The organism is Neorhizobium petrolearium (genome assembly GCF_029854435.1).
GTDB lineage: Bacteria > Pseudomonadota > Alphaproteobacteria > Rhizobiales > Rhizobiaceae > Neorhizobium > Neorhizobium petrolearium.
This window is the reverse complement of the sequence record NZ_CP123000.1, coordinates 2,555,575-2,579,219: the sequence shown is the minus strand read 5'-3', so window position 1 is coordinate 2,579,219 and position 23,645 is coordinate 2,555,575. Positions and strand designations below refer to the sequence as shown.

26 protein-coding genes are annotated in these 23,645 nt (G+C 61.3%); 11 read left to right on the top strand and 15 right to left on the bottom strand.

Features of this window, described 5'->3' with window-relative positions; all coding sequences use genetic code 11:
* Positions 1–34: 34 nt before the first annotated feature.
* Positions 35–352: a hypothetical protein gene (locus QEO92_RS12965; RefSeq protein WP_227703308.1), complete on the top strand. Its 318-nt coding sequence runs from the start codon at positions 35–37 to the stop codon at positions 350–352.
* A gap of 266 nt (positions 353–618) precedes the next feature.
* Here QEO92_RS12965 and QEO92_RS12960 read toward each other — a convergent pair whose 3' ends face one another.
* Positions 619–1,683, bottom strand: coding sequence for a glycosyltransferase family 4 protein (locus tag QEO92_RS12960; RefSeq protein WP_227703307.1), 1,065 nt, complete (start codon positions 1,681–1,683; stop codon positions 619–621).
* 166 nt (positions 1,684–1,849) lie between these two features.
* Between QEO92_RS12960 and QEO92_RS12955 the strand changes: the two genes are divergently transcribed.
* The gene (locus tag QEO92_RS12955; RefSeq protein ID WP_227703306.1) at positions 1,850–2,272 is read left to right on the top strand and encodes an OsmC family protein; all 423 of its coding nucleotides are present in this window, start codon (positions 1,850–1,852) and stop codon (positions 2,270–2,272) included.
* On the opposite strand, the gene QEO92_RS12950 is transcribed toward QEO92_RS12955, so the two are convergent.
* Positions 2,258–3,172 (bottom strand): sugar kinase, encoded by a 915-nt coding sequence (locus QEO92_RS12950; protein WP_227703305.1) that lies wholly within the window; start codon positions 3,170–3,172, stop codon positions 2,258–2,260. The genes QEO92_RS12955 and QEO92_RS12950 overlap by 15 nt on opposite strands.
* A gap of 144 nt (positions 3,173–3,316) precedes the next feature.
* Here QEO92_RS12950 and bglA point away from each other — a divergent pair, with 144 nt between their 5' ends.
* On the top strand, positions 3,317–4,966 hold the full coding sequence (gene bglA / locus QEO92_RS12945) for a beta-galactosidase BglA (protein ID WP_227703304.1): 1,650 nt from the start codon (positions 3,317–3,319) through the stop codon (positions 4,964–4,966).
* Between the two features lie 58 nt (positions 4,967–5,024).
* On the opposite strand, the gene QEO92_RS12940 is transcribed toward bglA, so the two are convergent.
* Positions 5,025–5,927 carry an AraC family transcriptional regulator gene (locus QEO92_RS12940; RefSeq protein ID WP_227703303.1) on the bottom strand — a complete coding sequence of 301 codons (903 nt, stop codon included), beginning with the start codon at positions 5,925–5,927 and terminating at the stop codon, positions 5,025–5,027.
* Positions 5,928–6,137: 210 nt separating this feature from the next.
* Here QEO92_RS12940 and QEO92_RS12935 point away from each other — a divergent pair, with 210 nt between their 5' ends.
* Together QEO92_RS12935 and QEO92_RS12930 are read left to right on the top strand one after the other, a co-directional pair.
* Positions 6,138–6,275: a hypothetical protein gene (locus QEO92_RS12935; RefSeq protein ID WP_161784744.1), complete on the top strand. Its 138-nt coding sequence runs from the start codon at positions 6,138–6,140 to the stop codon at positions 6,273–6,275.
* A complete protein-coding gene (locus QEO92_RS12930) occupies positions 6,268–6,627 on the top strand; it encodes an Atu4866 domain-containing protein (RefSeq protein WP_227703302.1) in 360 nt (119 codons plus the stop codon). The genes QEO92_RS12935 and QEO92_RS12930 overlap by 8 nt, the downstream gene beginning before the upstream one ends.
* A gap of 1 nt (position 6,628) precedes the next feature.
* On the opposite strand, the gene QEO92_RS12925 is transcribed toward QEO92_RS12930, so the two are convergent.
* The 3 genes from QEO92_RS12925 to QEO92_RS12915 all read right to left on the bottom strand — a co-directional run bounded on the left by QEO92_RS12925 (position 6,629) and on the right by QEO92_RS12915 (position 9,642).
* Entirely contained in the window at positions 6,629–6,838 is a 210-nt protein-coding gene (locus QEO92_RS12925) for a hypothetical protein (protein ID WP_227703301.1), read from the bottom strand.
* Between the two features lie 57 nt (positions 6,839–6,895).
* Entirely contained in the window at positions 6,896–8,590 is a 1,695-nt protein-coding gene (gene ade / locus QEO92_RS12920; RefSeq protein WP_227703300.1) for an adenine deaminase, read from the bottom strand.
* 92 nt (positions 8,591–8,682) lie between these two features.
* Complete coding sequence (locus tag QEO92_RS12915) at positions 8,683–9,642, bottom strand: threonine ammonia-lyase (protein ID WP_320443020.1); 960 nt, start codon at positions 9,640–9,642, stop codon at positions 8,683–8,685.
* A gap of 99 nt (positions 9,643–9,741) precedes the next feature.
* Here QEO92_RS12915 and QEO92_RS12910 point away from each other — a divergent pair, with 99 nt between their 5' ends.
* Positions 9,742–10,203, top strand: a complete 462-nt coding sequence (locus QEO92_RS12910) for an Lrp/AsnC family transcriptional regulator (protein WP_227703299.1) — start codon at positions 9,742–9,744, stop codon at positions 10,201–10,203.
* A 77-nt stretch (positions 10,204–10,280) separates the two neighbouring features.
* Here the strand turns inward: QEO92_RS12910 and QEO92_RS12905 are convergent, their stop codons facing one another.
* Positions 10,281–11,387, bottom strand: a complete 1,107-nt coding sequence (locus tag QEO92_RS12905) for a branched-chain amino acid ABC transporter substrate-binding protein (RefSeq protein WP_037148137.1) — start codon at positions 11,385–11,387, stop codon at positions 10,281–10,283.
* Between the two features lie 275 nt (positions 11,388–11,662).
* On the bottom strand, positions 11,663–12,103 hold the full coding sequence (locus tag QEO92_RS12900; RefSeq protein WP_037148135.1) for a MarR family winged helix-turn-helix transcriptional regulator: 441 nt from the start codon (positions 12,101–12,103) through the stop codon (positions 11,663–11,665).
* 291 nt (positions 12,104–12,394) lie between these two features.
* Here QEO92_RS12900 and QEO92_RS12895 point away from each other — a divergent pair, with 291 nt between their 5' ends.
* Positions 12,395–13,234, top strand: a complete 840-nt coding sequence (locus tag QEO92_RS12895; protein ID WP_227703298.1) for an alpha/beta fold hydrolase — start codon at positions 12,395–12,397, stop codon at positions 13,232–13,234.
* Positions 13,235–13,299: 65 nt separating this feature from the next.
* Here QEO92_RS12895 and aptA read toward each other — a convergent pair whose 3' ends face one another.
* The 7 genes from aptA to QEO92_RS12860 all read right to left on the bottom strand — a co-directional run bounded on the left by aptA (position 13,300) and on the right by QEO92_RS12860 (position 19,904).
* On the bottom strand, positions 13,300–14,628 hold the full coding sequence (gene aptA / locus QEO92_RS12890) for an omega-aminotransferase AptA (RefSeq protein ID WP_037148697.1): 1,329 nt from the start codon (positions 14,626–14,628) through the stop codon (positions 13,300–13,302).
* Between the two features lie 281 nt (positions 14,629–14,909).
* Entirely contained in the window at positions 14,910–15,230 is a 321-nt protein-coding gene (locus QEO92_RS12885) for an ArsR/SmtB family transcription factor (protein WP_037148133.1), read from the bottom strand.
* Between the two features lie 120 nt (positions 15,231–15,350).
* Positions 15,351–16,100, bottom strand: a complete 750-nt coding sequence (locus QEO92_RS12880) for a HugZ family pyridoxamine 5'-phosphate oxidase (RefSeq protein WP_227703297.1) — start codon at positions 16,098–16,100, stop codon at positions 15,351–15,353.
* Positions 16,101–16,200: 100 nt separating this feature from the next.
* Positions 16,201–17,265 carry a choline ABC transporter ATP-binding protein gene (gene choV, locus QEO92_RS12875; RefSeq protein WP_037148128.1) on the bottom strand — a complete coding sequence of 355 codons (1,065 nt, stop codon included), beginning with the start codon at positions 17,263–17,265 and terminating at the stop codon, positions 16,201–16,203.
* Positions 17,262–18,080 carry a choline ABC transporter permease subunit gene (gene choW, locus QEO92_RS12870; RefSeq protein ID WP_037148695.1) on the bottom strand — a complete coding sequence of 273 codons (819 nt, stop codon included), beginning with the start codon at positions 18,078–18,080 and terminating at the stop codon, positions 17,262–17,264. Before choW ends, choV begins: the two co-directional genes overlap by 4 nt.
* 114 nt (positions 18,081–18,194) lie before the next feature.
* Positions 18,195–19,148 carry a choline ABC transporter substrate-binding protein gene (locus QEO92_RS12865; RefSeq protein WP_037148127.1) on the bottom strand — a complete coding sequence of 318 codons (954 nt, stop codon included), beginning with the start codon at positions 19,146–19,148 and terminating at the stop codon, positions 18,195–18,197.
* A gap of 297 nt (positions 19,149–19,445) precedes the next feature.
* A complete protein-coding gene (locus tag QEO92_RS12860) occupies positions 19,446–19,904 on the bottom strand; it encodes a carboxymuconolactone decarboxylase family protein (RefSeq protein WP_227703296.1) in 459 nt (152 codons plus the stop codon).
* Between the two features lie 212 nt (positions 19,905–20,116).
* On the opposite strand from QEO92_RS12860, the gene QEO92_RS12855 reads away from it, so the two are divergent.
* The 4 genes from QEO92_RS12855 to QEO92_RS12840 all read left to right on the top strand — a co-directional run bounded on the left by QEO92_RS12855 (position 20,117) and on the right by QEO92_RS12840 (position 23,630).
* Positions 20,117–20,698 carry a thymidine kinase gene (locus tag QEO92_RS12855; protein WP_227703295.1) on the top strand — a complete coding sequence of 194 codons (582 nt, stop codon included), beginning with the start codon at positions 20,117–20,119 and terminating at the stop codon, positions 20,696–20,698.
* A gap of 139 nt (positions 20,699–20,837) precedes the next feature.
* On the top strand, positions 20,838–21,287 hold the full coding sequence (locus tag QEO92_RS12850; RefSeq protein WP_227703294.1) for a pseudoazurin: 450 nt from the start codon (positions 20,838–20,840) through the stop codon (positions 21,285–21,287).
* Positions 21,288–21,420: 133 nt separating this feature from the next.
* Positions 21,421–22,362, top strand: coding sequence for a hypothetical protein (locus tag QEO92_RS12845; protein ID WP_227703293.1), 942 nt, complete (start codon positions 21,421–21,423; stop codon positions 22,360–22,362).
* 119 nt (positions 22,363–22,481) lie between these two features.
* Entirely contained in the window at positions 22,482–23,630 is a 1,149-nt protein-coding gene (locus tag QEO92_RS12840; RefSeq protein WP_227703292.1) for a DUF2333 family protein, read from the top strand.
* Positions 23,631–23,645: the final 15 nt, after the last annotated feature.

Genomic DNA, 23,645 nt, shown 5'->3' with positions numbered 1-23,645 from the left:
GCTGCTATGACGCCATGTTTTGAAGGGATTTCACATGGTCAGCGCTGTTTCATCCTCTACCGCCTCCACAGTTCTCAGTTCCTCCTCGTCCTCTTCCGTGAATGTCTCGGAAATCGAGGCTCAGATCGCGGCGAAAAAAGCCGAGCTCGCCGAGGCGAAGGACGAAGATACGAAACAGTCGGTCCAGAGCGAGATCAACGCGCTGGAAGCTCAGCTCGAAAGTCTGCAGGCCAGCACTTCCAACGAGCAGGCGTCGAGCGCCGGAAACCAGCTTTCCGGTGAAAGCGGCCGTATCGGTTCCGCCAATTTCGACGAAGATACCGAATTCGGCGATCGCATACTCTACGCATGATATCCCAAGGCTTGCCGGAAACCCGTGCAAGCCGCAAGGAACGAAAGTTGCCGCCCGATGGGCGGTGGTGGGCACTTCAGCGTGCAGGGATTGCATTCACGGGCACGACGTGATCGACTGCGACATTATTTCGCGGCAGGGGAGTCGCCGCGCTGGAGGAGAAATTCATGATCGTCGCCGGCCTTCTGGCATCCGTCTGCCTTGCAATCGGCAGTATCGCTTTTTTTGTCTGGCGCGACAGACGGGCCGGCTGACTGCCGGACGGCTCAGGCCGTTGACGGTCTGGCGCCGGTCGATGGGCCTTTGAGCATTGGCCGTTGCCCCTGAGCGATCATCACGTTGTTGAGGAACTGCTTTGATGCCGCTTCCCAGGTGAAGTTGCGGGCAAGCTTTCGAGCATTCTCGCGGGAGCATTTCAGCGCAGCGAGGCAGGCCTCGCGCAGATCCTCGTTCAGCGCTCCGGCGCCTGATCCTTCCTCGATGATATCGATCGGCCCGGTGACGGGATAAGCGGCGACCGGAACGCCGCTTGCAAGCGCCTCCAGGATCGTGTTGCCGAATGTATCGGTCTTCGATGGGAAGACGAAAACATCGGCCTGCGCATAGGCGTGGGCAAGCTCGTCACCTGTCTTCATGCCGGTGAAGAGCACGTTCGGATACCGTTTCTGAAGATCGGCGCGGGCAGGGCCGTCGCCGACCACGACCTTCGAGCCGGGCAGGTCGATGTCGAGAAAGGCCGGCAGGTTCTTTTCCACCGCCACCCGGCCGACCGTCAGGAAGATCGGGCGCGGCAGATTGAACGGGCGCTCATCGAGCTCCATCGGATGGAACACGGTCTGATCGATGCCGCGGCTCCAGCGTAAGAGGTTCTTGATGCCGAGTTTGGAAAGTTCGCGTTCCAGGCTGGCGGTCGCCACCATGCAGCCGTTGCCGGCATTGTGGAACCAGCGCACGAAGGCATGCAGCCAGCGCAGCGGAACCGGGAAACGGGCGGCCACATATTCCGGGAACCGCGTATGGTAGCTGGTCGAGAAGGGCACGTGCTTCTTCAGGCACCAGCGGCGGGCAAGAAGCCCGAGCGGACCTTCCGTGGCGATATGGACGGCGGTCGGCTGCGTCGCCTCGATCGCGGCCGCCACGCGGCCATAGGTAGCGATGGAGAGCCTGATTTCCGGGTAGGTGGGGCAGGGGACGCTGGCGAAATCCTGCGGCGTCACCATCATCACCTCGACACCCATGCGATCGAGTTCCCGATTGGTATTCTCGATGGAGCGAACGACGCCGTTCACCTGAGGATACCAGGCATCCGTCACGATGGTGATTCTGGTCATGCAAGGCCCAGCCCGGTTGCCGGTCCGCACACGACTCAGGCGTGCTGCGGACATGTCTCGCCCTCTATCGTAAAGGATTGTTACAGGAGGATGAAGGGGGGCGGAGGCTCTCCGATTGAACGGCGACCTGATTGGTGGGATGCTCGGAACGCAAGGAGGGCGTATCATGGTGTCTTCGATCATCGAGCTTCGCAATGTAGCAGGTACGGAAGCGGCAATGGGTTGGGCCGGCAGCCATACGCTTGTCGTCGATCGCCCTGAGGGAAAGGCGGGAGGACTGGGCCTCGGTTTCAACGGGGCACAGCTTCTGGCATTGGCGATCGGTGGCTGTTTCTGCAACGACCTGCGTTATGTGGCGCACGACATGGGCATCGAGATCGACGCGATCGCCGTCCGTGTCACTCTGGAGTTGGACGGCTCGCCGCTTATCACGACCCGGGCTGACCTTGATGTCACCTGCACGTCCCGAGACCGCATCGATACGAGTGCGCTGATCGACCGTGCGCGGCGAGTTTGCACCGTCGCCAACTCCGTCATGCGCGGCTTTCCGGTTTCGTTCCGGACGGCGGACCAGTCACCCCGGCAGTAACGCCGGGCTGATCAGCGCGCCATGGTGGCCGATAACGACGGAAGCGATGCTCGCGCCATAGGTCGCGGCTTCCGCAGGCGAGACGCCCCGCACGAGGCGCGACAGAAACGCGCCGTTGAAACTGTCCCCGGCGCTGGTCGTGTCGACGATCTGCAGGGTCGGTACAGCCGGAACGTGGATTGCCGTGGAACCGCTAAAGCTCAAGGTAATGCCCTCAGCGCCATTCTTCACGACGACGTTTTCGACGCCCAGCGCATGATAGCGGGCGATGGTATCGGTGACGGTCGCATCGCCGAAATGGGTCGCCTCGTCGTCGAAGCTCGGCAGCACCAGATTGGCGGCACGGGCGCCGGCCTCGATCGTCTTCAGCATTGTGTCCCTGTCCGTCCAGAGGCGCGGTCGGATGTTCGGATCGAAAGCCACCTGTTTGCCCGCCGCCTTGGCGCGGCGCAGCTCTGCAAGCAGCGTCTCGACCGCTTCCGGCGCAAGGATGCCGAGCGTGATGCCCGAGAAATAGATGATGTCGGCAGCCTCGATTGCTGCCCGGAGATCGTCTGGATCATCGGCGAGCTTCCTTGCCGCCGCCGTATCGCGCCAGTAGCTGAAGGTGCGTTCGCCGTTCTTCAGCGTGATAAGGTAAAGGCCTGGCGTCTTGCCTTCGATACGGCGGATATGGCCGGTGCCGATGCCGGCCTCCTTCATGAAGACGAGCATTTCCGACGAGAGCGGATCGTCACCAAGCGCGGTGAAATATTCCACCGTCCACTCTGCCGGAAGGCAGGCACGCGCATACCAGGCGGTGTTGAACGTGTCACCGGCAAAACCCTTGCGCAGCAGTCCTTCGCCTGCCTGCGACAGTTCCACCATGCATTCGCCGATCGAAAGAAGCCGCCCGCCCATTTTCGTTCCCTCCGGTATCTCGACCAAGTCGCATAGGCCGAAGTGCCGAAGATGGCAAGAGCGGTCAGGGCCTTGCTTTTGCGTTGTCTTTTGTTCCGGGGGCACTAGGTTGGGCGGGAACAAAGGAGAAAGGAGAGTCGAGACATGGCGACTGAAGCGGTGAGCAGAACCGACGCGAATTGGTGGCGCGGCGCAGTGATCTACCAGATCTATCCGCGTTCCTTCCAGGACACGAGCGGCGATGGACTCGGCGACATCAAGGGGATCACCGCCCGTCTGCCGCATATCGCCTCCCTCGGCGTCGACGCCATCTGGCTGTCGCCGTTCTTCACCTCGCCGATGGCGGACATGGGATACGACGTTTCCGATTACTGCAATGTCGATCCGATGTTCGGCACGCTGGCGGACTTCGACGAGATGATGATCGAAGCCCATCGGCTGGGGCTGAAAGTGATCATCGACCAGGTCATCAGTCATACGTCCGACCGGCATCCCTGGTTTGTCGAAAGCCGCTCAAGCCGCACCAATCCCAAGGCGGACTGGTATGTCTGGGCCGACCCCAAGGCGGATGGAACGGTGCCCAACAACTGGCTTTCGATCTTCGGAGGCCCCGGCTGGGAATGGGACGGAGTGCGCAAGCAATATTACATGCACAACTTCCTGATCTCCCAACCGGACCTCAATTACCACAACCCGGAGGTCCAGGAGGCGGTGCTGGACACGGTGAAGTTCTGGCTGGACCGCGGCGTGGACGGGTTCAGGCTCGATACCGTCAACTACTATTTCCACGACAAGCAACTTCGCAACAATCCGCCGATGGTCTATGACACCGAAGGGGCGGGCATGGAGACGGACACCAATCCCTATTCCATGCAGAATCACCTCTACGACAAGAGCCAGCCGGAAAACATCGGGTTCCTGAAGCGGTTGAGGGCGTTGCTCGACAGCTACGAGGGGCGGGCGACCGTGGGCGAAGTGGGCGATGGACCGCGTTCACTGACGACGCTGGCGATCTATACGAGCGGCAACGACAAGCTGCACATGTGCTACACGTTCGATCTGCTCGGTCCGGCCTTCTCCGCGGCCTATATCCGCAAGGTGATGACGACCGTGCAGGACACGGTCACCAACGGCTGGGTCTGCTGGGCCTTTTCCAACCACGACGTGGTGCGGCATGTCACCCGCTTCACCGAGGTGCCGGAAGAACAGGACCGCGTCGCAAAGCTGTCGATCACGCTTCTTTCGGTGCTGCGCGGTTCGATCTGCCTTTATCAGGGAGAGGAGCTGGGGCTGACAGAGGCTGAACTTTCCTACGAGGATCTGCGCGACCCCTATGGCATCCGCTTCTGGCCGGCCTTCAAGGGACGCGACGGATGCCGTACGCCGATGGTATGGGAGGCGGGTGCGCCGCATGCCGGTTTTACGGAGGGAGCCAAGACCTGGCTGCCGGTACCGCGCGAACATGCCGCGCGCGCCGTCGACGTGCAGGAGGCCGATCCGGCTTCCGTGCTGCACCACTACCGGGCGACGCTTGCCTTCCGAAAGGCGCATCCGCCGCTCACTGACGGTGACATGACTTTCCTCGACACCAATCAGGACCTGCTCGCCTTTGTGAGGGAGAAGGGTGGTGAAAGCCTGCTCTTCGTCTTCAATCTGACACGCATGCCGCAGGATTACACGCTGCCCAAGCGGCTCGGCGATTGCCTGCCGGTATCGCCACCTGGCTTTGCGTCGCGGCTTGAAAAGGGCGTGGTGAGGCTCGATGCCCTGGACATGTTCTGCGCGCGGGTGTGATCAATCTTTATGTGAATGTCGTCATACCAAAACGGGCGGCCGCCTTTGACGGCATGCATCAAGCCTGCGCGTAATGTGCAGGCTCGCTTCTCAGCCGCGCTATGTCCTTGATCGGCGGGGCGCCGAAGAGGCGGCGGTATTCGCGGCTGAACTGCGAAGGGCTGTCATAACCGACGCTGTGGGCGGCAGTCGCGGCATCCATCGCGTTGCCGAGGATCAGCCGGCGGGCCTCCTGCAGGCGAAGCTGCTTCTGGTATTGCAGCGGGCTCATAGCCGTCACCTCGCGGAAATGCTGGTGCAGCGAGGACGTGCTCATGCGCGCCTCCGTGGCGACCTGCTCGATCGAGAAGGGAGCGGCGAAATTCTGGCGGATCCAGGCGATCGCACGGTTGACCTGCTGCAGCCGGCTTTCGGGCGCCAGCATCTGGCGGATCATCTCCGCCTGACCACCGCGCAGCATGCGGAACATCAACTCGCGCTCGATGAGCGGCGCAAGAAAGGCGATCTCGTCAGGCCGGTCGAGGAGCTGCGCCATCCGGATCGCGGCGTCCAGGAATTCCTGCGTGGTTTCGCAAACGCCCACACATTTGCAGGGGGACGCGGATGAGCCGAAGGCATGCGGCATCTCGACCAGCATGTCGCTCAGGAGCTTCATGTCGAGATCGAGCCGGAAGCAGAGATAGGGCTTGTCCTCGCTCGCTTCGATGACCTGTCCGGTGACAGGCATATCGGCCGAGACGACCAGATACCGGCCGGGGCTGTAACGGAAGATCTGATCCGACAGCATGACCTGCTTTGCACCTTGCGCGATGATGCAGACCGATGGCTGATGGATGGCATGCAACGGCTCGGTCGGCTTCGATATGCGGATGACCGAAAGGCGCGGGATGGCGGTTTCGAGAACGCCATCGCTTTCGGTGTTTTGTGCAATCAGTTCGGCAAGTTTGGCGATCTTGTCCATCCGGTGGCTCTCTCTTGTTCTGGAAATACCTGAATCGGCGGCCCTGCTTGTCGGGCGCAAAATCCATATGGGTGGCGTGCACGGCCATTTCAAATCATCTTCGGAGGATTGTGCAATCATGCCGGAGGACTGGTCTACCACCTCGACCTCGGTTTCCGCCATATTCCATCTCGTCCGATTGACAGAACCCGGACGGAAAAGGAGACGGTGATGAGCAACTTCCAGCGCTTACTCGAAAGCCCATTTCATTGGGCCGCCGGTTTCGCCGGCACCTTCTTCAAGCGGTTGGGCCTAGCAGACCGCGGCCGCCGCGAACGGTGGCTGAGACGGGAATATCTCAATGGTTGACGGGGCTGACCGGTGTTTCCGGCGGCTGTTCGCGTTTGCCGCCTGTGCTGCGGCATTCGCCTTCATCGCGACCTTTGCGGCGTTCGCGCATGAGATCAAAGACGAGGAGAAGACCATGAGCGACCACCCTTACGTCGGCATGTGGGTGACCGAGGACAATCATATCCGCCACGAACTTCTGCCGAACGGTCGTTATGTCGAGGCGCGCGGCAATCGCGAGCGGGCGTATGAGGGCCAATATTGGGTGACCGGCGACCATATCGACTACAAGGATTACACCGGCTTTACCGCCGACGGCGATTTCCGCGACGGCGTACTCTATCACGCGGGGATGGTGCTGAGGCGGAGGTAGGTCAACTGGTCAGTCTGTCATAATCGGCATGCGAGCGGAAATCTGCGAGCGCCCTGTCAGCTAGAGCATCGAGCTTGCCGGCTGCGGAGTCGGCGTCGATCTGTTCATCCCAGCGTGCAGCTTGAAACTCCTCGAACCATGTCGAAAAGCTCTCGAGTTCCTTCGGGTCGAGTTCGGATACGGATTTTTCGATCTGTTCGAGTTTGGTCATTGTAGATGCCTCTTTCGATTGAAAAATAGTTGTTCGCTGCGGATTTGAAAAGCACATTCAAATCAACGCAAACCGATCGACATCCACCAGGCCCATGTCGGAGATCTTCAGGTGCGGGATGACCGGCAGGGGCAGGAAGGCTACCTGCAGGAACGGTTCCTGGAGCGTCGTGCCGAGTGCGTAGGCCGCTTTTCTGAGATCATGCAGCGTGTCGCGCACGGTCTCATAGGGTTCGAGGCTCATGAGGCCGGCTATGGGAAGCGCAATCTCGCCGGTTACGCGACCATCTTCCACCACGACAAACCCCCCGTGGATTTCGCCGAGACGATTGGCGGCCAGCGCCATATCCTCCTCGTCGACGCCGACAACGCAGATATTGTGGCTGTCGTGCCCAACCGTCGAGGCGATCGCGCCCTTCTTCAGCCCGAAACCCTGCACGAAGCCGTTGGCGTGGTTGCCGTTCTTGCCGTGCCGCTCGATGACAGCGACCTTGATGATGTCGCGGTCTAGGTCGATGCCAGTCTCGTTGCCGAACGACGGGAGTTCGTAGCGGCGATGCTCGGTGATGATCTTGCCCGGCAGGACGCCGATGACCGATGTTTCGCCCTGGGTGGCAGGTACGACAAAATGGGCAGCTTCGACCGGCCTAGCCTTGACGCTGTCGAGGCCGACCGCCGCCACCGGCTTACGGGTCGCAAAAAGCTCGTCGGTGACCTTGCGGCCAGCCGAGAAGACCATTTCCGCCTTGCAGTTCCTGAGGCTGTCGATGACGACGAGATCGGCACGCCAGCCGGGCGCCACGAGGCCGCGGTCGCGAAGTCCAAAGGCGCGCGCGGCTGAGATCGAGGCGGCGCGATAGATGGCGAGCGGTTCGATGCCATTGGCGATCGCCGTGCGGATCATGTAGTCCAGATGGCCCTGTTCGGCGATGTCGAGGGGGTTGCGGTCGTCGGTGCAGAGCGCGAGGAAGGGCGACAGACGCTCGGTGATGATCGGCATCAGCGCGTGCAGGTCCTTCGAGACCGAGCCTTCGCGCACGAGGATGTGCATGCCCTTGCGGATCTTTTCGAGAGCCTCCTCGGCGGTGGTGCATTCATGCTCGGTGCGGATGCCGGCAGAAAGGTAGCCGTTCAGGTCGTTGCCGCGCAAGAGCGGGGCGTGGCCGTCGATATGGTCGCCGTAAAAGGCGTCGAGCTTGGCGAGGCAGACCGGGTCCTTGTGGATGACGCCCGGGAAATTCATGAATTCGGCGAGCCCGATGACCTTCGGGTGATCCCGGAAGGGCAAGAGCTCTTCGATCGGCAGGTCGGCTCCGGCGGTTTCCAGATGCGTCGCCGGCACGCAGGAGGAAAGCTGGACGCGGATGTCCATGATGGTTTCGAGCGAGGAATCCAGGAAAAACCGGATGCCTTCCGTGCCGATGACATTGGCGATCTCATGGGGATCGCAGATCGCCGTCGTCACCCCATAGGGCAGCACGCAGCGGTCGAATTCGTGCGGGGTGACCAGCGAGCTTTCGATGTGGAGATGCGTGTCGATGAAGCCCGGCACGACGAGCCTTCCCGAGATGTCGATCTCTTCCTTGCCCTTGTAGGAACCGCAGGTGCCGACGATGCGATCCCGGCAGATGGCGATGTCGGAGGCGACGATTTCGCCGGTGACGAGGTCGAAGAACCTTCCGCCCTTCAGGACGATATCGGCGGGCTCGCGGCCTGTGCCCTGGTCGATCAAGGTTTCGAGGCGGCTGGTCATGGCAGGCTCCTGGCGCTGAATCGGTCCTGACCAGCTTAACTTGATGCCGGCCGGACGCAAAAGAGCCAAGAGAGGCACAAGCCCGCTAATCTCTACGCGATATCGGTCCTGACATTGGCGCCGCAGAGAATGGTGGCGACGTTGGCGCCGGCAAGCGCCTTTCCATGCTCCAGAAGCCCCGCAATGCCGGCTGCGCCTGCTTCCTCCACGACGAGGCCGTAATGGAGGCGGCAGAAATCCCGCGCCTGCCGGATCGCTGTTTCTCCAGCCTTCCAGACGTCGTCGACGGTCGTCTTCATGCAGTCGAGCGCATAGGGAACGCATTCGCGCACGGCGATGCCGTCGGCCGCAGTCGCTGCGGTTTCGGTCGAGATGATCCTGCCGCTCTCCCAGGAACGTTTCATCGCGGGGGCATTTGCGGCGACCACACCGATGACCTTGCATTCCGGCGCATTCGCCCTGATCCAGGTGCCGATGCCTGTCAGCAGGGCACCATTGCCGAGCGGCACGACGATGGCTTGCAGCGAAACGCCATCGCGGCCAAGCCGTTCGGTGATTTCAAGCGCGATCGTGCCGGCGCCTTCGGCGATTTCCTTCAGCGCGCCGTCTTCCACGAAGGAATAGCCATGGGTTTCCGCATAGGCGCGCGCGGCGGCCTTTGCCTGGTCGAAATCGTCACCCTCCAGAAATACCTCCGCGCCGAGGCGGCGCATCGCCGCGATCTTGGCGGGATTGGCCGTTCTTGCGGAAAAGATCACCACCCTGCGGCCCTGAGCGCGGCCGACATAGGCCAGTCCCTGGCCGAAATTACCGGCGGATGCCGAAACGATTGCGCCGTCACCTGCCGGCTGGCTTTTGAGCCACCAGTCGGTGCCGCGGCCCTTGAAGGAGCGGATCGGGTTCAGCGTTTCGACTTTGGCGAACAGGCGAAGGCCGAGTGCCGTATTGGCGGTCTGCTGCTCGACCAGCGGACTGTTGGTGAAAAGCCCGTCGATGCGGGCGGAAGCGGCAAGGATGCCGTGGGCGGAGGGGGATGGCTGGTTTGTCATCATGCAGCTAAACTGCATCTAAAATTCGGGCAGAGTTTCCGAATTTTACAGGAATATCGGGTAAATTTTGCATTATCGCCCAAGACGGCGGGAGTTTTCATCATGCCATTGACGAAGATGGATCGCGAAATCCTCAAGCTGATGCAACAGGACGCGACCATTACGCTCGGTGAGCTCGCGCATCGCACGGGCCAGTCTGCGTCATCGGCGCAGAGACGGCTCCAGAAACTCAGGGAAGACAAGGTGATCCTGCGGGACGTCTCGGTCGTCGATCCCAAGAAGGTCGGCGCCAACGTCTCCATGCTGGTGGAAGTCGAACTGGAGCGCGACCGGCCGGAGCTTCTTCCGCCTTTCATGCGCTGGTTGGTCGAAACGCCGGAAGTCCAGGAGGCCTGGGTGACATCCGGGCGGGGCGATTACACGCTCGTCGTTCTCGCGCGGTCGGTCGAGCATTTCGACGAACTTGCCGACCGGATGATGGAGCTCAACCCGAATATCCGCAAATTCACCACCAGCGTCGTGTTGAAGACGCTCAAACGGACGCTGGCGGTCCATGTCGAGTGAACCGGACGCCATTGGCGCATGCGCCCGAAACAGAACGGGCGCCGGAAGGCGCCCGTCAGACCGCTATCTGAAACGCCTCATTCGGCGGCGACGATCTTGCCGTCTTCCCACTTGAAGAGCGAGAAGCTTTGCGACGTGAGGTCGCCGGTCTCGCCATAGGTGAGCTTGCCGATGGCGGTTGCGATCGGTTCGCCGGACTTGATGGCTGCGGCGACCGCTTCCACATCTTCGGCACTGCCCGCTTTTTCGATGCCGGCCTTGAGAACTTCGACGGCGGCATAGGCATTCAGGGTGAAGGCTTCCGCCGGGATGTTACGGGCGGCGAGCGCGTCGGCCGCAGCCTTGGAATCCGGGTTCTTCGTAGCGTCGGAAGCATTCGTGAAGACGGTCCCTGCGGCGGCGCTGGTGCCGATGTTCCAGAATTCGCTGTTCGAGAGGCCGTCGCCGCCGATGATCGTCGCCTTGACACCGAGATCGGAAAGCTGGCGGGCGAGAAGGCCGCCTTCGGGATGATAGCCGCCGAAATAGATGAGATCGACGTTTTCAGCCTTGAGGCGCGTGGTCAGCGCGCTGAAATCCTTGTCGCCCGGGGTGACGGCATCGTCGATCACTTCCTTCATGCCGCCGGCGTTCAGCGTGGCCTTGAAGGCATCCGCCAAGCCTTTGCCATAGGCGCCCTTGTCGTTGATGATGGCGACCTTGCTATCCTTGAAATGTTCCAGCACATATTTCGCGGCGACTTCCGCCTGCTGGTCGTCGCGGCCGCAGGTGCGAAGCACGTTGGTGAGGCCGCGGGTGGTGAGTTCCGGTGTGGTCGCGGTCGGGGTGACCATCAGCACGCCGTTTTCGGCCAGAACGTCCGAGGCGGGCATGGCGACGCCCGACGTCACCGGACCGACAACGAAGCGAATGCCTTCACCGACGATCTGGTTTGCGGCGGAGACACCCTGCTTGGGTTCGCCGGCGTCGTCAGCAGCCTTCAGGACGACCTGCTCACCAAGAATGCCACCATTCTTGTTGATCTCCGCGACAGCCGTTTCGGCGCCGTTCTTGACCTGGTCGCCATAGGCGGCAACGGGACCGGTGAGCGGCGCGATCAGACCGATGACGATTTCGGCATGGGCAAGCGGTGCGAAAGTGAGGGAGGCGAGGGCCGTCGCTCCCAGAAGCGTCTTGAGGTTCATTTCGGTTCTCCTTGGATGGGGCTCAACGAGCCCGCGGTCAACGCCGCATCTCACTCCTGCCGTCTCCAATGCCGTTCGGACATATCGTGCCAAGTTGACGGTAAGGCGATGCGGTCGGTGCCGTGCCGAGCCATATTTGGCTTTCAGCAGCCAGCAGGCAATTCTGTAGGAATTTGCCTGAGATTCCGCAAGAAGATAACAAAACCGGTGCAGTTTTTGTCGATTTTACGAAAGAATAGGCCCGAAGCCGCAAGCGGGGGCCTTTGTGGCGGATTCTACTCTCTGCCCGCCAGCGCATCGAGAAAGGTATGGACCTTTCGATTGAAAGCCTGAAACTCTTCCAGCGTCATTCCGGAGCGCTCGATCAGCGTATCGCCGAGACATTTTGCCTGTTGGACCAGGTCGCTACCGGCCTCGGTCAGCCAGACATGCACCTGCCGTTCGTCCGTGGTGCTGCGCCGCCGCTCGACCAGTCCCGCCTGTTCGAGACGCTTTACCGGCGGGGTGATGGTGCTGGATTCCAGCGACAGCCGTTCGGCAATCGCGCCGACCGTCAGGCCGTCCCGTTCGGCCAGCGCGCTCAGGACGAGATACTGCGGATAGGTGATGCCCATGGCGTCGAGCATCGGCTTATAGGTCCGGTTGATGGCGATATTGGCCATATAAAGTGAAAAACAGAGCTGGCTGTCCAAGGGGACGGGCGGGTGATGCGACATGGCAGACTTCCCAAGTGGTCGAGTTGAACCTGTATACCACGAAAAATGATGTCGCGATAATTTTTCTGTAGACAGGGCTTTCGATAATGTTTAAGCATATAGATATCGCGATAATAAATGTCGCGATAGTTAATGGAGAGCACGGTGAACGACCAGGCTAACAAAACGACACGCAGACGTATTATGATCGCGGGGCTGGGTCTTGCCGCTACGGCTGCGGTCCCGCCCTTCTTTCCAATCAGACAGGCATCCGCACAATCCGCAAACTCTGTTCAGAAGGAAAAGAGCACCATGACCAGCAATACCATCACTACCAAGGACGGCACGCAGATTTTCCACAAGGATTGGGGCCCGAAAGATGCGCAGGCCATCGTCTTCCATCACGGCTGGCCGCTTAGCGCCGATGACTGGGACGCCCAGATGCTGTTCTTCCTTGCGCAGGGTTACCGTGTGGTCGCTCATGACCGCCGCGGCCATGGCCGGTCCAGCCAGACCGATACCGGCAATGAAATGGACACCTATGCGGCCGATGTCGCGGAACTTGCCGCGCATCTCGATCTGAAAGGCGCGATCCATGTCGGGCACTCCACCGGCGGCGGCGAAGTTACCCGCTATGTGGCGCAATATGGCGGCGGCGGCCGGGTTGCCAAGGCCGTGCTGATCGGCGCCGTGCCACCGATCATGCTCAAGACGGAAAATAATCCGGGCGGCCTGCCGATCGAAGTGTTCGACGGCTTTCGTGCGGCGCTTGTCGCCAACCGGGCGCAGTTCTTCCGCGATATTCCGGCCGGCCCGTTCTACGGCTTCAACCGGGCAGGCGCCAAGGTTTCCGAGGGCGTGATCGACAACTGGTGGCGTCAGGGCATGATGGGCGGCGCCAAGGCGCATTACGACTGCATCAAAGCCTTCTCGGAAACCGACTTCACCGAAGACCTCAAGAAGATTGAGGTGCCGGTGCTCGTCATGCATGGCGACGACGACCAGATCGTGCCGATCGCCGACTCGGCGCTGCTTTCCCACAAGCTTTTGAAGAACGGGACGCTGAAGGTCTATGAAGGATTGCCGCACGGCATGGCGACCACCCATGCGGATGTGATCAACGCCGATCTGCTAGCCTTCTTCAAGGCCTGAGGTCTTCTGCCTGAAAAAGAAAAGGCGGCCGTGCAGACCGCCTTTTTTCATGTCCGGACTGATTTTCAGATATTGTTCTTCAAGATCTCGCGCAGCTTGCCGAAGATCTCGTCGATGTGATGCTTCTCGACGATCAGCGGCGGCGACATGGCGATGATGTCGCCGGTCGTGCGGATCAGAAGGCCATTCTCATAGGCCTTCAGGAAGGCGGAGAAGGCACGCCTGGTCGGTTCGCCGGCGATCGGGTCGAGCTCGATCGCGCCGATCAGGCCGATATTGCGGATATCGATGACGTTCGGCAGGTCCTTCAGCGAGTGGAGACCTTCCTCCCAGTAGGGGGCGATCTCCCGGGCCCGCTCGAACAGGCCTTCCTCCCTGTAGGTTTCCAGCGTCGCGAGGCCGGCAGCCGAGGCGATCGGATTGCCGGAATAGGTATAGCCGTGCATGAACTCGATCAGGTGCTCCGGACCGTTCATGAACGCATCGTGGATTTCGGACGTCACCAGCACCGCCCCCATCGGGATGACACCGTTGGTGAGGCCTTTGGCAGTGGTCATAATGTCCGGAGTGACGCCGTAATATTGGGCGGCAAAGGGTGTGCCCATGCGGCCGAAGCCGGTGATGACCTCATCGAAGATAAGAAGGATACCGTGTTTGGTGCAGATCTCGCGCAGCTTCTGCAGATAGCCCTTCGGCGGGATGAGTACGCCGGTGGAGCCGGCCACGGGTTCTACGATCACAGCGGCGATGGTCGAGGCGTCGTGCAGCGTGACGATGCGCTCCAGCTCGGAGGCGATGTCGCCGCCGTGCTCAGGCTCGCCACGGGTAAAGGCATTTTTGCCGGGCAGGTGGGTGTGCGGCATATGGTCGACGCCGGTGAGCAGCGTGCCGAACATCTTGCGGTTGGCGACGATGCCGCCGACCGAGATGCCGCCGAAATTGACGCCGTGATAGCCACGCTCGCGGCCGATCAGCCGGAAGCGAGAGCCGTTGCCCTTGGCGCGGTGGTAGGCGAGGGCGACTTTCAGTGCCGTTTCGACCGATTCCGAACCGGAATTGGTGTAGAGGACGTGATTCATGCCCTCCGGCGCGATGTCGACCAGGCGGTTGGCGAGTTCGAAGGCCTTCGGATGGCCAAGCTGGAAGGCGGGTGCGTAATCCAGCTCGCCGGCCTGCTCGCGGATCGCCTCGGTGATCTTCGGCCGGCAGTGGCCGGCATTGACGCACCAAAGGCCAGCGGTGGCGTCGAGCACCTGGCGGCCGTCATGGGTCGTGTAGTGCATATCCTTGGCACTCACGAAAAGACGGGGTTCCTTCTTGAACTGGCGATTGGCCGTAAACGGCATCCAGAACGCCCTCAGATCGTTGGGCGTGGTATTCAGGCGGTTGGACATGAGGCTCTCCATGGCCATTCGGATCATCGGGTGGCCATTTCCCGGTCGGCGTTTCGCGCCAAGTTTTGACTGCATGGTCAAATTATCAGGGGGAGCGGGGCCGTCAACCGCCTTTGCAGGCGCGAGGTAAGTCCATGACGGCATCAAACGCCGCCGGCAACGACGGCACCGCGGTTCGGATTTGGCAATGATGCGACAAGTCAACAGACAACCTTACCTCCGGCCATGGGCGCCGGAAGCTAAGTCAAGGCAGTAAAGACACTATGTCTGCGTCGTCAGACCTAAGCGGCGGCGGACTTCTTTTGAGCCGGCGCGCAATAAATCTCTTCCAGCGTCTCCAGTATTTTGATCACCGATTCTGATGAACTGGAATAATAAATCGTCTGTGCATCGCGGCGAGTCTTCACCAGTTTCTGAGCGCGCAGCTTGGAAAGATGCTGCGACAGCGCCGACTGGCTGAGACCGACCTGCGAAGCGAGCGCACCGACAGCGACCTCACCTCTTACCAAGCAGCACAGGATCATCAACCGCTTCGGATTGGCCATTGCAGACAACAAGCCTGCCGCTGCGGTGGAATGCTCGGATAGTGCCATCGTGTCCATAAGTTAAAACCCCTCGTCTTTCAAAGCGGCCCCCCGCTCTAAAATTCACCCTTCGTCGTACATGCGAAAATTAACAAGCAGCAAAAGGGATTGTATATCCCTAAATTTCGGGTAACCCGATTAATGAACTTTAGACATGGTAAAAAGATAATCAAGCACGGCCTCCGGCGAGGCTGCAAGTTCATCGAATTCGTGTCTGAGTTGAAGATCGCCACCGACAAGGTCGATTCCGGCTCGATCGACACCTGCGAAACGCCAGTTCTTCCCGTTTTCCGCGCCAAGGCGGGCAGCAAGGCTCTCTGCAGCATCGGTCATATTTTTTAAACTCTTTGAGAGTTCGAGCCATTCCGGAGCGGCTCCCGGCTCGGGAATGATGAGATCGGCTCCTGTCAGGACATAGGCCCGGCCGAATCCCCCGTTGAGCGAAGCGCTTTGCGGAACGATTCGGAAGAAGCGGAAATCGGCAAAATCTGCATACAATGCGGCTTTCGGATGCCGATCGAGAAAGCGGCTCCGGATACGGGCGTGGTCGGGCGTATCCCGGGCAATGCTTTCGGCAAGTGCCTGTAGTGTGATCCTTGGATGGGCGAGCGGATCGCCCTTGCCCGGCTCGCCGGCCAGAAGCGAGCAGCGGGGATCGGCAACAAGCCCTTTGGTATGACCGGAAAGGGCCGAGACGAGGATGACCGGCACGCCGTCGACATCGGTGCCGGTCAGTGCCCGGCTGACGGAGGGGAAGCCGGTTTCCGGATCGAGGACGGCGAGCGCCATATAGCGCGCGCCGCGCACCAGCATGCGGGCGAGGCGGCGAGCTTCGTCGTCTGTCTCGCGCAGCACATTGGGCTTATCGGTCTGGGATTCGTCAGCCATCTCGTCCCTCTGCTTCCATTGGCCGTCGTTTCCCGGCATCGGCAGGACATACCATCTCCGGTGACCGGACGAAAGCCGACTGAATGTCTCAGGTTAGGCTTCAGCCAGCCCGGCGGCGGTGGCGGGTGAGCCCGGCGACCACGTCCTCAGCCGAAATGGTGCCGATGATCGTTCCGTTATCGACCACGCCGACCGCGCCCGGCTGGCGGGAAAGGGCGTCGAGGATATCGATCAGCGGCGTGTCGGAACGGGCGGTTGCGGAGACCGGGGTCGCGCCGGCCGCGGCGGTGACGCCCGGACGCATCACGTCGCCCGCCGTCAGCATGGCGATCGGGTTCATGTGCTGCACGAAATCGGCGACATATTGGTCGGCCGGCGCACGGACGATCTCCTGCGGCGTACCGCACTGGATAATGCGTCCGCCTTCCATGATGGCGATGCGGTTGCCGATGCGGAAGGCCTCGTCGAGATCGTGGCTGACGAAGAGGATGGTCTTCTTGAGCCGCCGCTGGAATTCCAGAAGCTCGTCCTGCAGACGGGTACGGATCAGCGGGTCAAGCGCCGAGAAGGGTTCGTCCATCAGGAGGATCGGCGCGCCGGTCGCAAAGGCGCGCGCCAGGCCGACACGCTGCTGCATGCCGCCGGAAAGCTCGCCCACCTTGCGGTCGGCCCATTGCGTCAGATTGACCAGGTCGAGCTGTTCGCCGACACGCTTCCTGCGTTCCGCCTCCGCGACACCTGCGAGCTCCAGGCCGAAGCCGACATTTTCCGAGACGGTGCGCCAGGGAAGCAGGCCGAATTGCTGAAAGACCATGGAGACCGTATGCATGCGCAGATCACGCAGGACCTTTGTGCCTGCCCTGTAGGGATCGACCGGTCCCGACGGCGTGGCGACGCTGACCGAGCCTCGCACGACCGGGGCAAGCCCGTTGACGGCGCGCAGAAGCGTCGACTTGCCGGAGCCGGACAGGCCCATCAGCACCAGGATTTCCCCCTCGTGAATCGTCAGCGAGGCATCCGCGACGCCGAGCACGATGCCGGTTGCGGCGCTGATCTCGTCGCGGCTCTTGCCCTGGTCCATCAGCGGCAGTGCGCGTTCCGGATCATCGCCGAAGATGATGTCGACATGGTCGAAGACGACGCAATCTGTCTTCCGGGCGGTCATGCGCCATCTCCCTTGGATGTCCGGAACATGCGGTCGAGGATGATCGCCAGGATGACGATGCACAAGCCTGCCTCGAAACCGCGGGCGATGTTGACGGTGTTGAGCGCACGTACGACGGGCACGCCCAGGCCATTGGCGCCGACGAGGGCTGCGATCACCACCATGGAAAGCGACAGCATGATCGTCTGGGTGAGACCGGCCATGATCTGCGGCATGGCGAAGGGCAGTTCCACCTTGCGCAGCACCTGGCCGCGTGTCGCGCCGAAGGCAACGGCCGCTTCGGTCAAGGCACCGGGCGTCGAGACGATGCCGAGGCGGGTGAGCCGGATCGGCGCCGGAATGGCGAAGATGACGGTGGCGATGAGGCCGGGCACCATGCCGAGGCCGAAGAGAATGAGCGCCGGGATCAGGTACACGAAGGTCGGGATGGTCTGCATCAGGTCGAGGATCGGCCGCATGATCTCGTAGACCCAGGCGCGGCGGGCCGCGGCAATGCCGAGCGGTACGCCCACCGCCATGCTGACGGCAGTCGAGGCAAGCACCAGCGCCAGCGTTTCGGTCGTTTCCTTCCAGTAACCCTGATTATAGATGAGGAGCAGCCCGAGACAGGTGAAGAGCGTGATACCCGCCGAACGGCGCAGCCACCAGGCGAGCGCGGTGATAAGAGCGACCAGCACATAGGCGTTCGGCCATTGCAGGACAAAAAGCAGGGCATCGATGACGCTCGACAGCACGGCCGACAGCCAGTCGAAGAACCAGTCGGCATTGGCGGTCAGCCAGTCAACGAAATCCTTCGCCCAGTTGCCGAGGCGCATCTTTCCGCCGGAATCCACCAGCCATTCGGGAAGCCAATTCACGTCTATGCCTGCCTGCTCCGGAGGGAACTATCGGTGAGGGCATGCGGGCCGGGAGACCGGCCCGTCCGATGGTCAGAGGCCGAGTTCGGACTTGACAGCTTCGAGGCCAGGCTTGCCGTCCTTGGTGGTGACGCCGGCGAGCCATGGTTCGATTGCCGCGCCGTTCGCCTTCAGCCATTTGGTAGCGGCGTCTTCCGGCTCATCACCGTCATTCAAGATGCCGCCCATGATCTCGTTTTCCATGGCCAGCGAGAATTTCAGGTTCTTGATGAAAGCGCCGACGTTCGGGCACTCTTCCGCGAAGCCGGCGCGCACATTGGTGAACACCTCGGCGCCGCCGAAATTCGGCCCGAAGATATCGTCGCCGCCGGAGAGATAGGTCAGCTTGAAATTACTGTTCATCGGATGCGGTTCCCAGCCGAGGAAGACGACCGGCTGACCGGCCTTGTCGGCGCGGGCGACCTGGGCGAGCATGCCTTGTTCGGAGGATTCCACCACTTCGAAACCCTTGAGCTCAAAGGTGTTGCTCTCCACCATGTCGAGGATGAGACGATTGCCGTCATTGCCCGGCTCGATGCCGTAGATCTTGCCTTCGAGCGCATCCTTTTGCTTGGCAATATCCTTGAAATCCTTGATGCCGAGCTCGGCGCCCTTGGCGTTTGTGGCTAGCGTATATTTGGCGCCCGTCAGGTTAGGCCCAAACGATTCGACCGATTTGTCGTTCAAATAGGGGCGAACGTCCGCCTCCTGGGTCGGCATCCAATTGCCCAGGAAGACGTCGATATCCTTGTTCTTCAGCGAGCTGTAGGTGACCGGCACGGAAAGGACCTTTACATCGGTCTCGTAGCCGAGTGCCTTGAGGAGGACACTTGCGGTGGCCGTCGTGGCGGTGATGTCGGTCCAGCCGACATCGGAGAATCGGACCGTGCCGCAGGCTTCCGGCTCGGCGGCGGAGGCGCCCGTCGCAAGCACCAGCACGGAGGCGGCGGCTGCGAGCGTGATCTTCAGCGAGGTGGTGATGCGCATGACTTGCTCCCCTGTCTTTCTGGTTCCCGCCATTATCAATATCTGTTGGGGCGAGGCAAGCGCGTGCATTCGCGGCGGGACAAGGGGGCCATTTGCGACATTTTCGATGATCCTTCGGCCATTTTCCCGTGCCGCAGGCGGTATCCGATTTGTTCGCGAGCCGGGGCGGATCCCCGGAGGGTTTCAAACTCGCGTCTTCCGTATGCGCGGACGGTCGAGCATTCGGCAGACTGTACCGGGTGAGTTCGGACGCAAGCACAGTGCGTGCGTCCGAGTGCCGGCTCGGTGTGACGGCTCTCAGGCCGCCGTTTTCCGTTCGGCAGGATGAAACCTGCGGAAGCCGATGTTGATCCGGTTCCAGGCGTTGGTTTGCGCGATCAGCAGAGTGAGGTTTACCTGCTCGTCCGCAGTAAAGTGTTCGTTCAAGGCCTCGTAGACATCATCCGGAGCATGGGTTTCGGAAACCAGCGTCAGGGCTTCGGTCCAGGCGAGGGCGGCTCGCTCGCGGTTGGAATAAAGCGTGGATTCGCGCCATGCGCTGAGAAGGTGAAGTCGGTCTTCCGTCTCTCCATGCTTGCGGGCATCCGCAATGTGGTGATGGAGGCAAAAGGTGCAGCCGTTTATCTGCGCCGCCCGCGTCATCACGAGCTCTCTCAACAGCGGCTCAAGGCCATTGGTCTGAATCGTCTTTCCCAGCTCGATCCACGGCTGCATTGCATCGGGGCTTGTGGTGAAGGGGTTCAATCTCTGTGTCATCGTCGGCTCCTTTCGACACTTCCGAACACATGACGACTGGAAACTGCCGGATGTGACATGACGCTAATTTCTGCCGCCAGACAGGAGCCGGGCTGTGCGGGATTTCTTCTGGCCGATTCTCCCGGGATGCTGCCGCGGCCGCGTTCGAGTTTCCTGTGGTTATCGGCTTCCCCCGCTTTCCTCGAATCCCGATCGCGAGCAGAAGCGGGGGCATGGCCAAGCTCTATTTCCACTACGCGACGATGAATGCCGGCAAGTCGACCATGCTCTTGCAGGCCTCCTACAACTATCAGGAGCGCGGCATGCGCACGGCGATCTTCATCGCCGCGCTCGACGACAGAGCGGGCGAGGGGCGGGTCGCGTCCAGGATCGGCCTTTCCTCCGATGCAATCCCTTTTGGGTCGTCCGACGATCTCCTTTCGGCGATCGAAGCCATGCATGCGCAAGAGCAGATCGCCTGCGTCTTCGTGGACGAGGCACAATTCCTGTCCGTCGAGCAGGTGTGGCAGCTCGCGCGTGTCTGCGACCGGATCGGAATTCCGGTCATGGCTTACGGACTGAGGACCGATTTCCAGGGCAAGCTCTTTCCCGGCTCGCTGGAGCTCCTGGCGATCGCCGACGAGCTGCGGGAAGTGCGCACTATCTGCTTCTGCGGCCGCAAGGCAACCATGGTGGTGCGGCTCGACGCGGAGGGCAATCTGGTGCGCGAGGGCGCACAGGTCGAAGTCGGCGGAAACGAGAAATATGTGTCGCTTTGCCGCCGGCATTGGGAAGACAGGATGCGCTGCGACTGATCGCGGTTTGGTCTTCGTTGACTATCTGAGACGGAAAGCCGCGGCAATGCGACGAGATTGACTCTGGTCAAAGCCGGCAATGGGGATGATGAGTAGGCATTCTGGCCATTAAAAGTCAGGCTTTTCCAGGAGTGCTTACATGCGCAGAAACGCGACAAAGACCTTCACCCTTGCTGCAACGCTTGCTCTTCTCACCCTTCCGGCCTTTGGTGCTGAGATCGAAGTGAAGATGCTCAACAAGGGGAGCGATGGTCAGGCCATGGTGTTCGAACCGGCGGCGGTGAAGGTGCAGCCCGGCGACACGATCAAATTCGTCGCGGTGGACAAAGGGCACGATGTCGTCTCGATGCCGGGCCTCGTGCCGGAGGGCGTCGCCCCGATCAAGGGTAAGATCAGCGAGGACGTTTCGTTCACCGCCGACAAGCCGGGCGCCTACGTGTTCAAATGCACGCCGCATTACGGCATGGGCATGGTGGCTCTGGTCGTGGTGGGCGACGCGCCTGCCAATATCGACGCCGTGAAGGCAACGAAGATGCCGAAGAAGGCGAAGGAAAGGCTGGAAGCGGAAATCGCCAAGCTCGGCTTGTGACCAGCGCCGCGCTACCCGCGGCATAGTTCCACTGCCTCTCTAACTTTTTGTTTGAGCACCGGATTTTCGGAAAACCGCTTCACACTTTCCGGTCCGATGCTCTATCCTGTCTGCGATCGGCAGGAGAGGTGGCGTGGCGGAGGCCCAGGTTTTCGACAGCGAGATGGAGCGCATCGGCGACGCGTTGGTGGCAACGCGCGAAGCGTTTGAGCCGCCGGCGTCGATGCTTGCCGAAGCGGCTGAGAGCCTCACTCTTCCCGAGGAAGCGAAGCTTGCGATCGAAGCGGAACGCTTCAAGGCGAGCGCGCCGGGGCGGCAGGCGGCCGAAGCCGCCTTGGCAAATCTCTTGGCGGGGCTTGCGGCCGAGACTGCGTTCCGGGCCCGCGAATTCGACATGCGTGAGGTGCCGACGCGATTCGAGAAGCTGATCGGCCTCGTATCGAGGAGCGCGATGCGCCGCCGCCGGCTGGCGCGTTCGCGCAGGTCTGTGTCGCTTGATCATCTTGCCGAGCTGCTGAGGCGCGCCGACCGGCTTGCTGCGCTCGTGCGGGCAGAGCGCGTAACTCTCCTTGCACGGCGCAGCAAGGGCGAAGCCGATCTGAAGGCCTTCATCGACCACCGGCCGGACATCATTGAAAAACTGCACGGGGAGAACGGAGAGGCGATGACAGGCGTCGAGGCTGCGCGCCGGACGGAAGATTTCGTCGCGGTGTTCCAGACCTTCATCGATGGGCTTAATGCCGGCGTCGGCACTTGCAACGTGCTGATGCACAAGCTCCTGATCGACGTGGAGGACCTGCTCATCCTCTACCAGGTCTTTTCCGAGGTCGTGTCGCGGCACGGCGACGAAGACCTAAGGCCTGAAGACTTTCCGAGCCTGTCTCCTGAAATCGAGCGTTTCTCCAAGGGTATGCTGAGCGTCCACGGTCTCGACCGGCGCAGGGACCGCGCCAACGAGGCCTTTGCCGAACGGTTTCCGGCCGAAGCTGTCAAACAGGCGGCTGCCGAGGCACATCCGGCAGGGGCGGGCTGGCGGCTGCCCGCGATCTCCGATTTCAAATTCATGCGGCCCTGACCGCGACGAAACGCCCCTTCCGATCCAAAACATCCCACAGTTGATTTTTGTCCTTGTCTTCGGCAGCCGAGCCAATATGTGTTGAGCAAATCCGATGCCCCGCCCGACAGGAGACTGCGATGCTCGACGGAATTACCGCCTTCTTCCAACGGATCGGCCAGGCCGTCGGTAGAGGTATCGGGCTTCTGGTCGCCTGGCTCATCTGGCCGTTCATGGCGGCGCATGGCTGGTACGGCCGGCGTCACTGGATGGTGAAGGGGCCGATCCTCGCGGTTCTCGCGCTTCTCATCGGCTTCTACGGCTACTTCTTCTGGCAGACGCAGATCTGGAGCGGCTTCAACCCGAATTTCGTCGACAGTTACCGCTGGTCGGAACGCACCACGCCGGCCGGACAGGAACTACCGGCCGCAGCCTCCGCCGGCGGCGGCGCGACCGCAGCCGCCACGAACGCCAGACAGTGCCAGTCGTCGGCGATCGTCGATGCTGTGGCCGATCTCACCGACATGAACGTCAACCAGAACGCCTGGATATCCTCGATGCTGCTCTATCGGCTCGGCTTCTTCGGCGTCGACTGGGATCACACGCCCTTCCTCGACAACAAGGCCTCGTTCCAGCGCGGCGTGAACCAGGCGGTGCGGCGCACCTCGAGCGAACTCGTCGACACGCTGGGGCGGGTTCGTGGCACGTCCGGCATCAACAGCAACCTGCAGGACGCGCGCGGCAACCTGCAGTTCGACGAATATTCCTGGTATTTCGGGCTCGATCCCTTCGGCTTCAAGACACCGACGCCGGCCTATTATCGGACTGCGATCGAGAAGCTGAGGACCTTCAACAGGGATCTTTCCGCCTGCAACGCGACCTTCGACACTCGGGCCGACAACCTGATCCAGTTCATCGACCGGATCGCCAACGACCTCGGGGGAACGGCGGCGATCCTGCGCGATCGTTCGGAAAATCACGGAGGCGGCTGGTTCGACACGCGTGCGGACGACAGGTTCTGGTTCGCCTACGGTCAGCTTTACGGTTATTACGCCGTGCTTTCGGGTGCCGGCGCCGACTTTTCCCAGGTGATCCGCGAGCGCAATCTCGGGCAGATATGGAATGAAACGCTCAACCGGTTCCGTGCCGCGTTGCGCATCCAGCCATCGATCGTCTCCAATGGGCGCGAGGACGGCCTGATCATGCCGAGCCATCTCGCCGTCATGGGCTTTCATACCCTGATGGTCCGCTCAAACCTCGTGGAAGTGCGCTCGGTGCTGGATCGGTAGGTTTGGAAACCACCA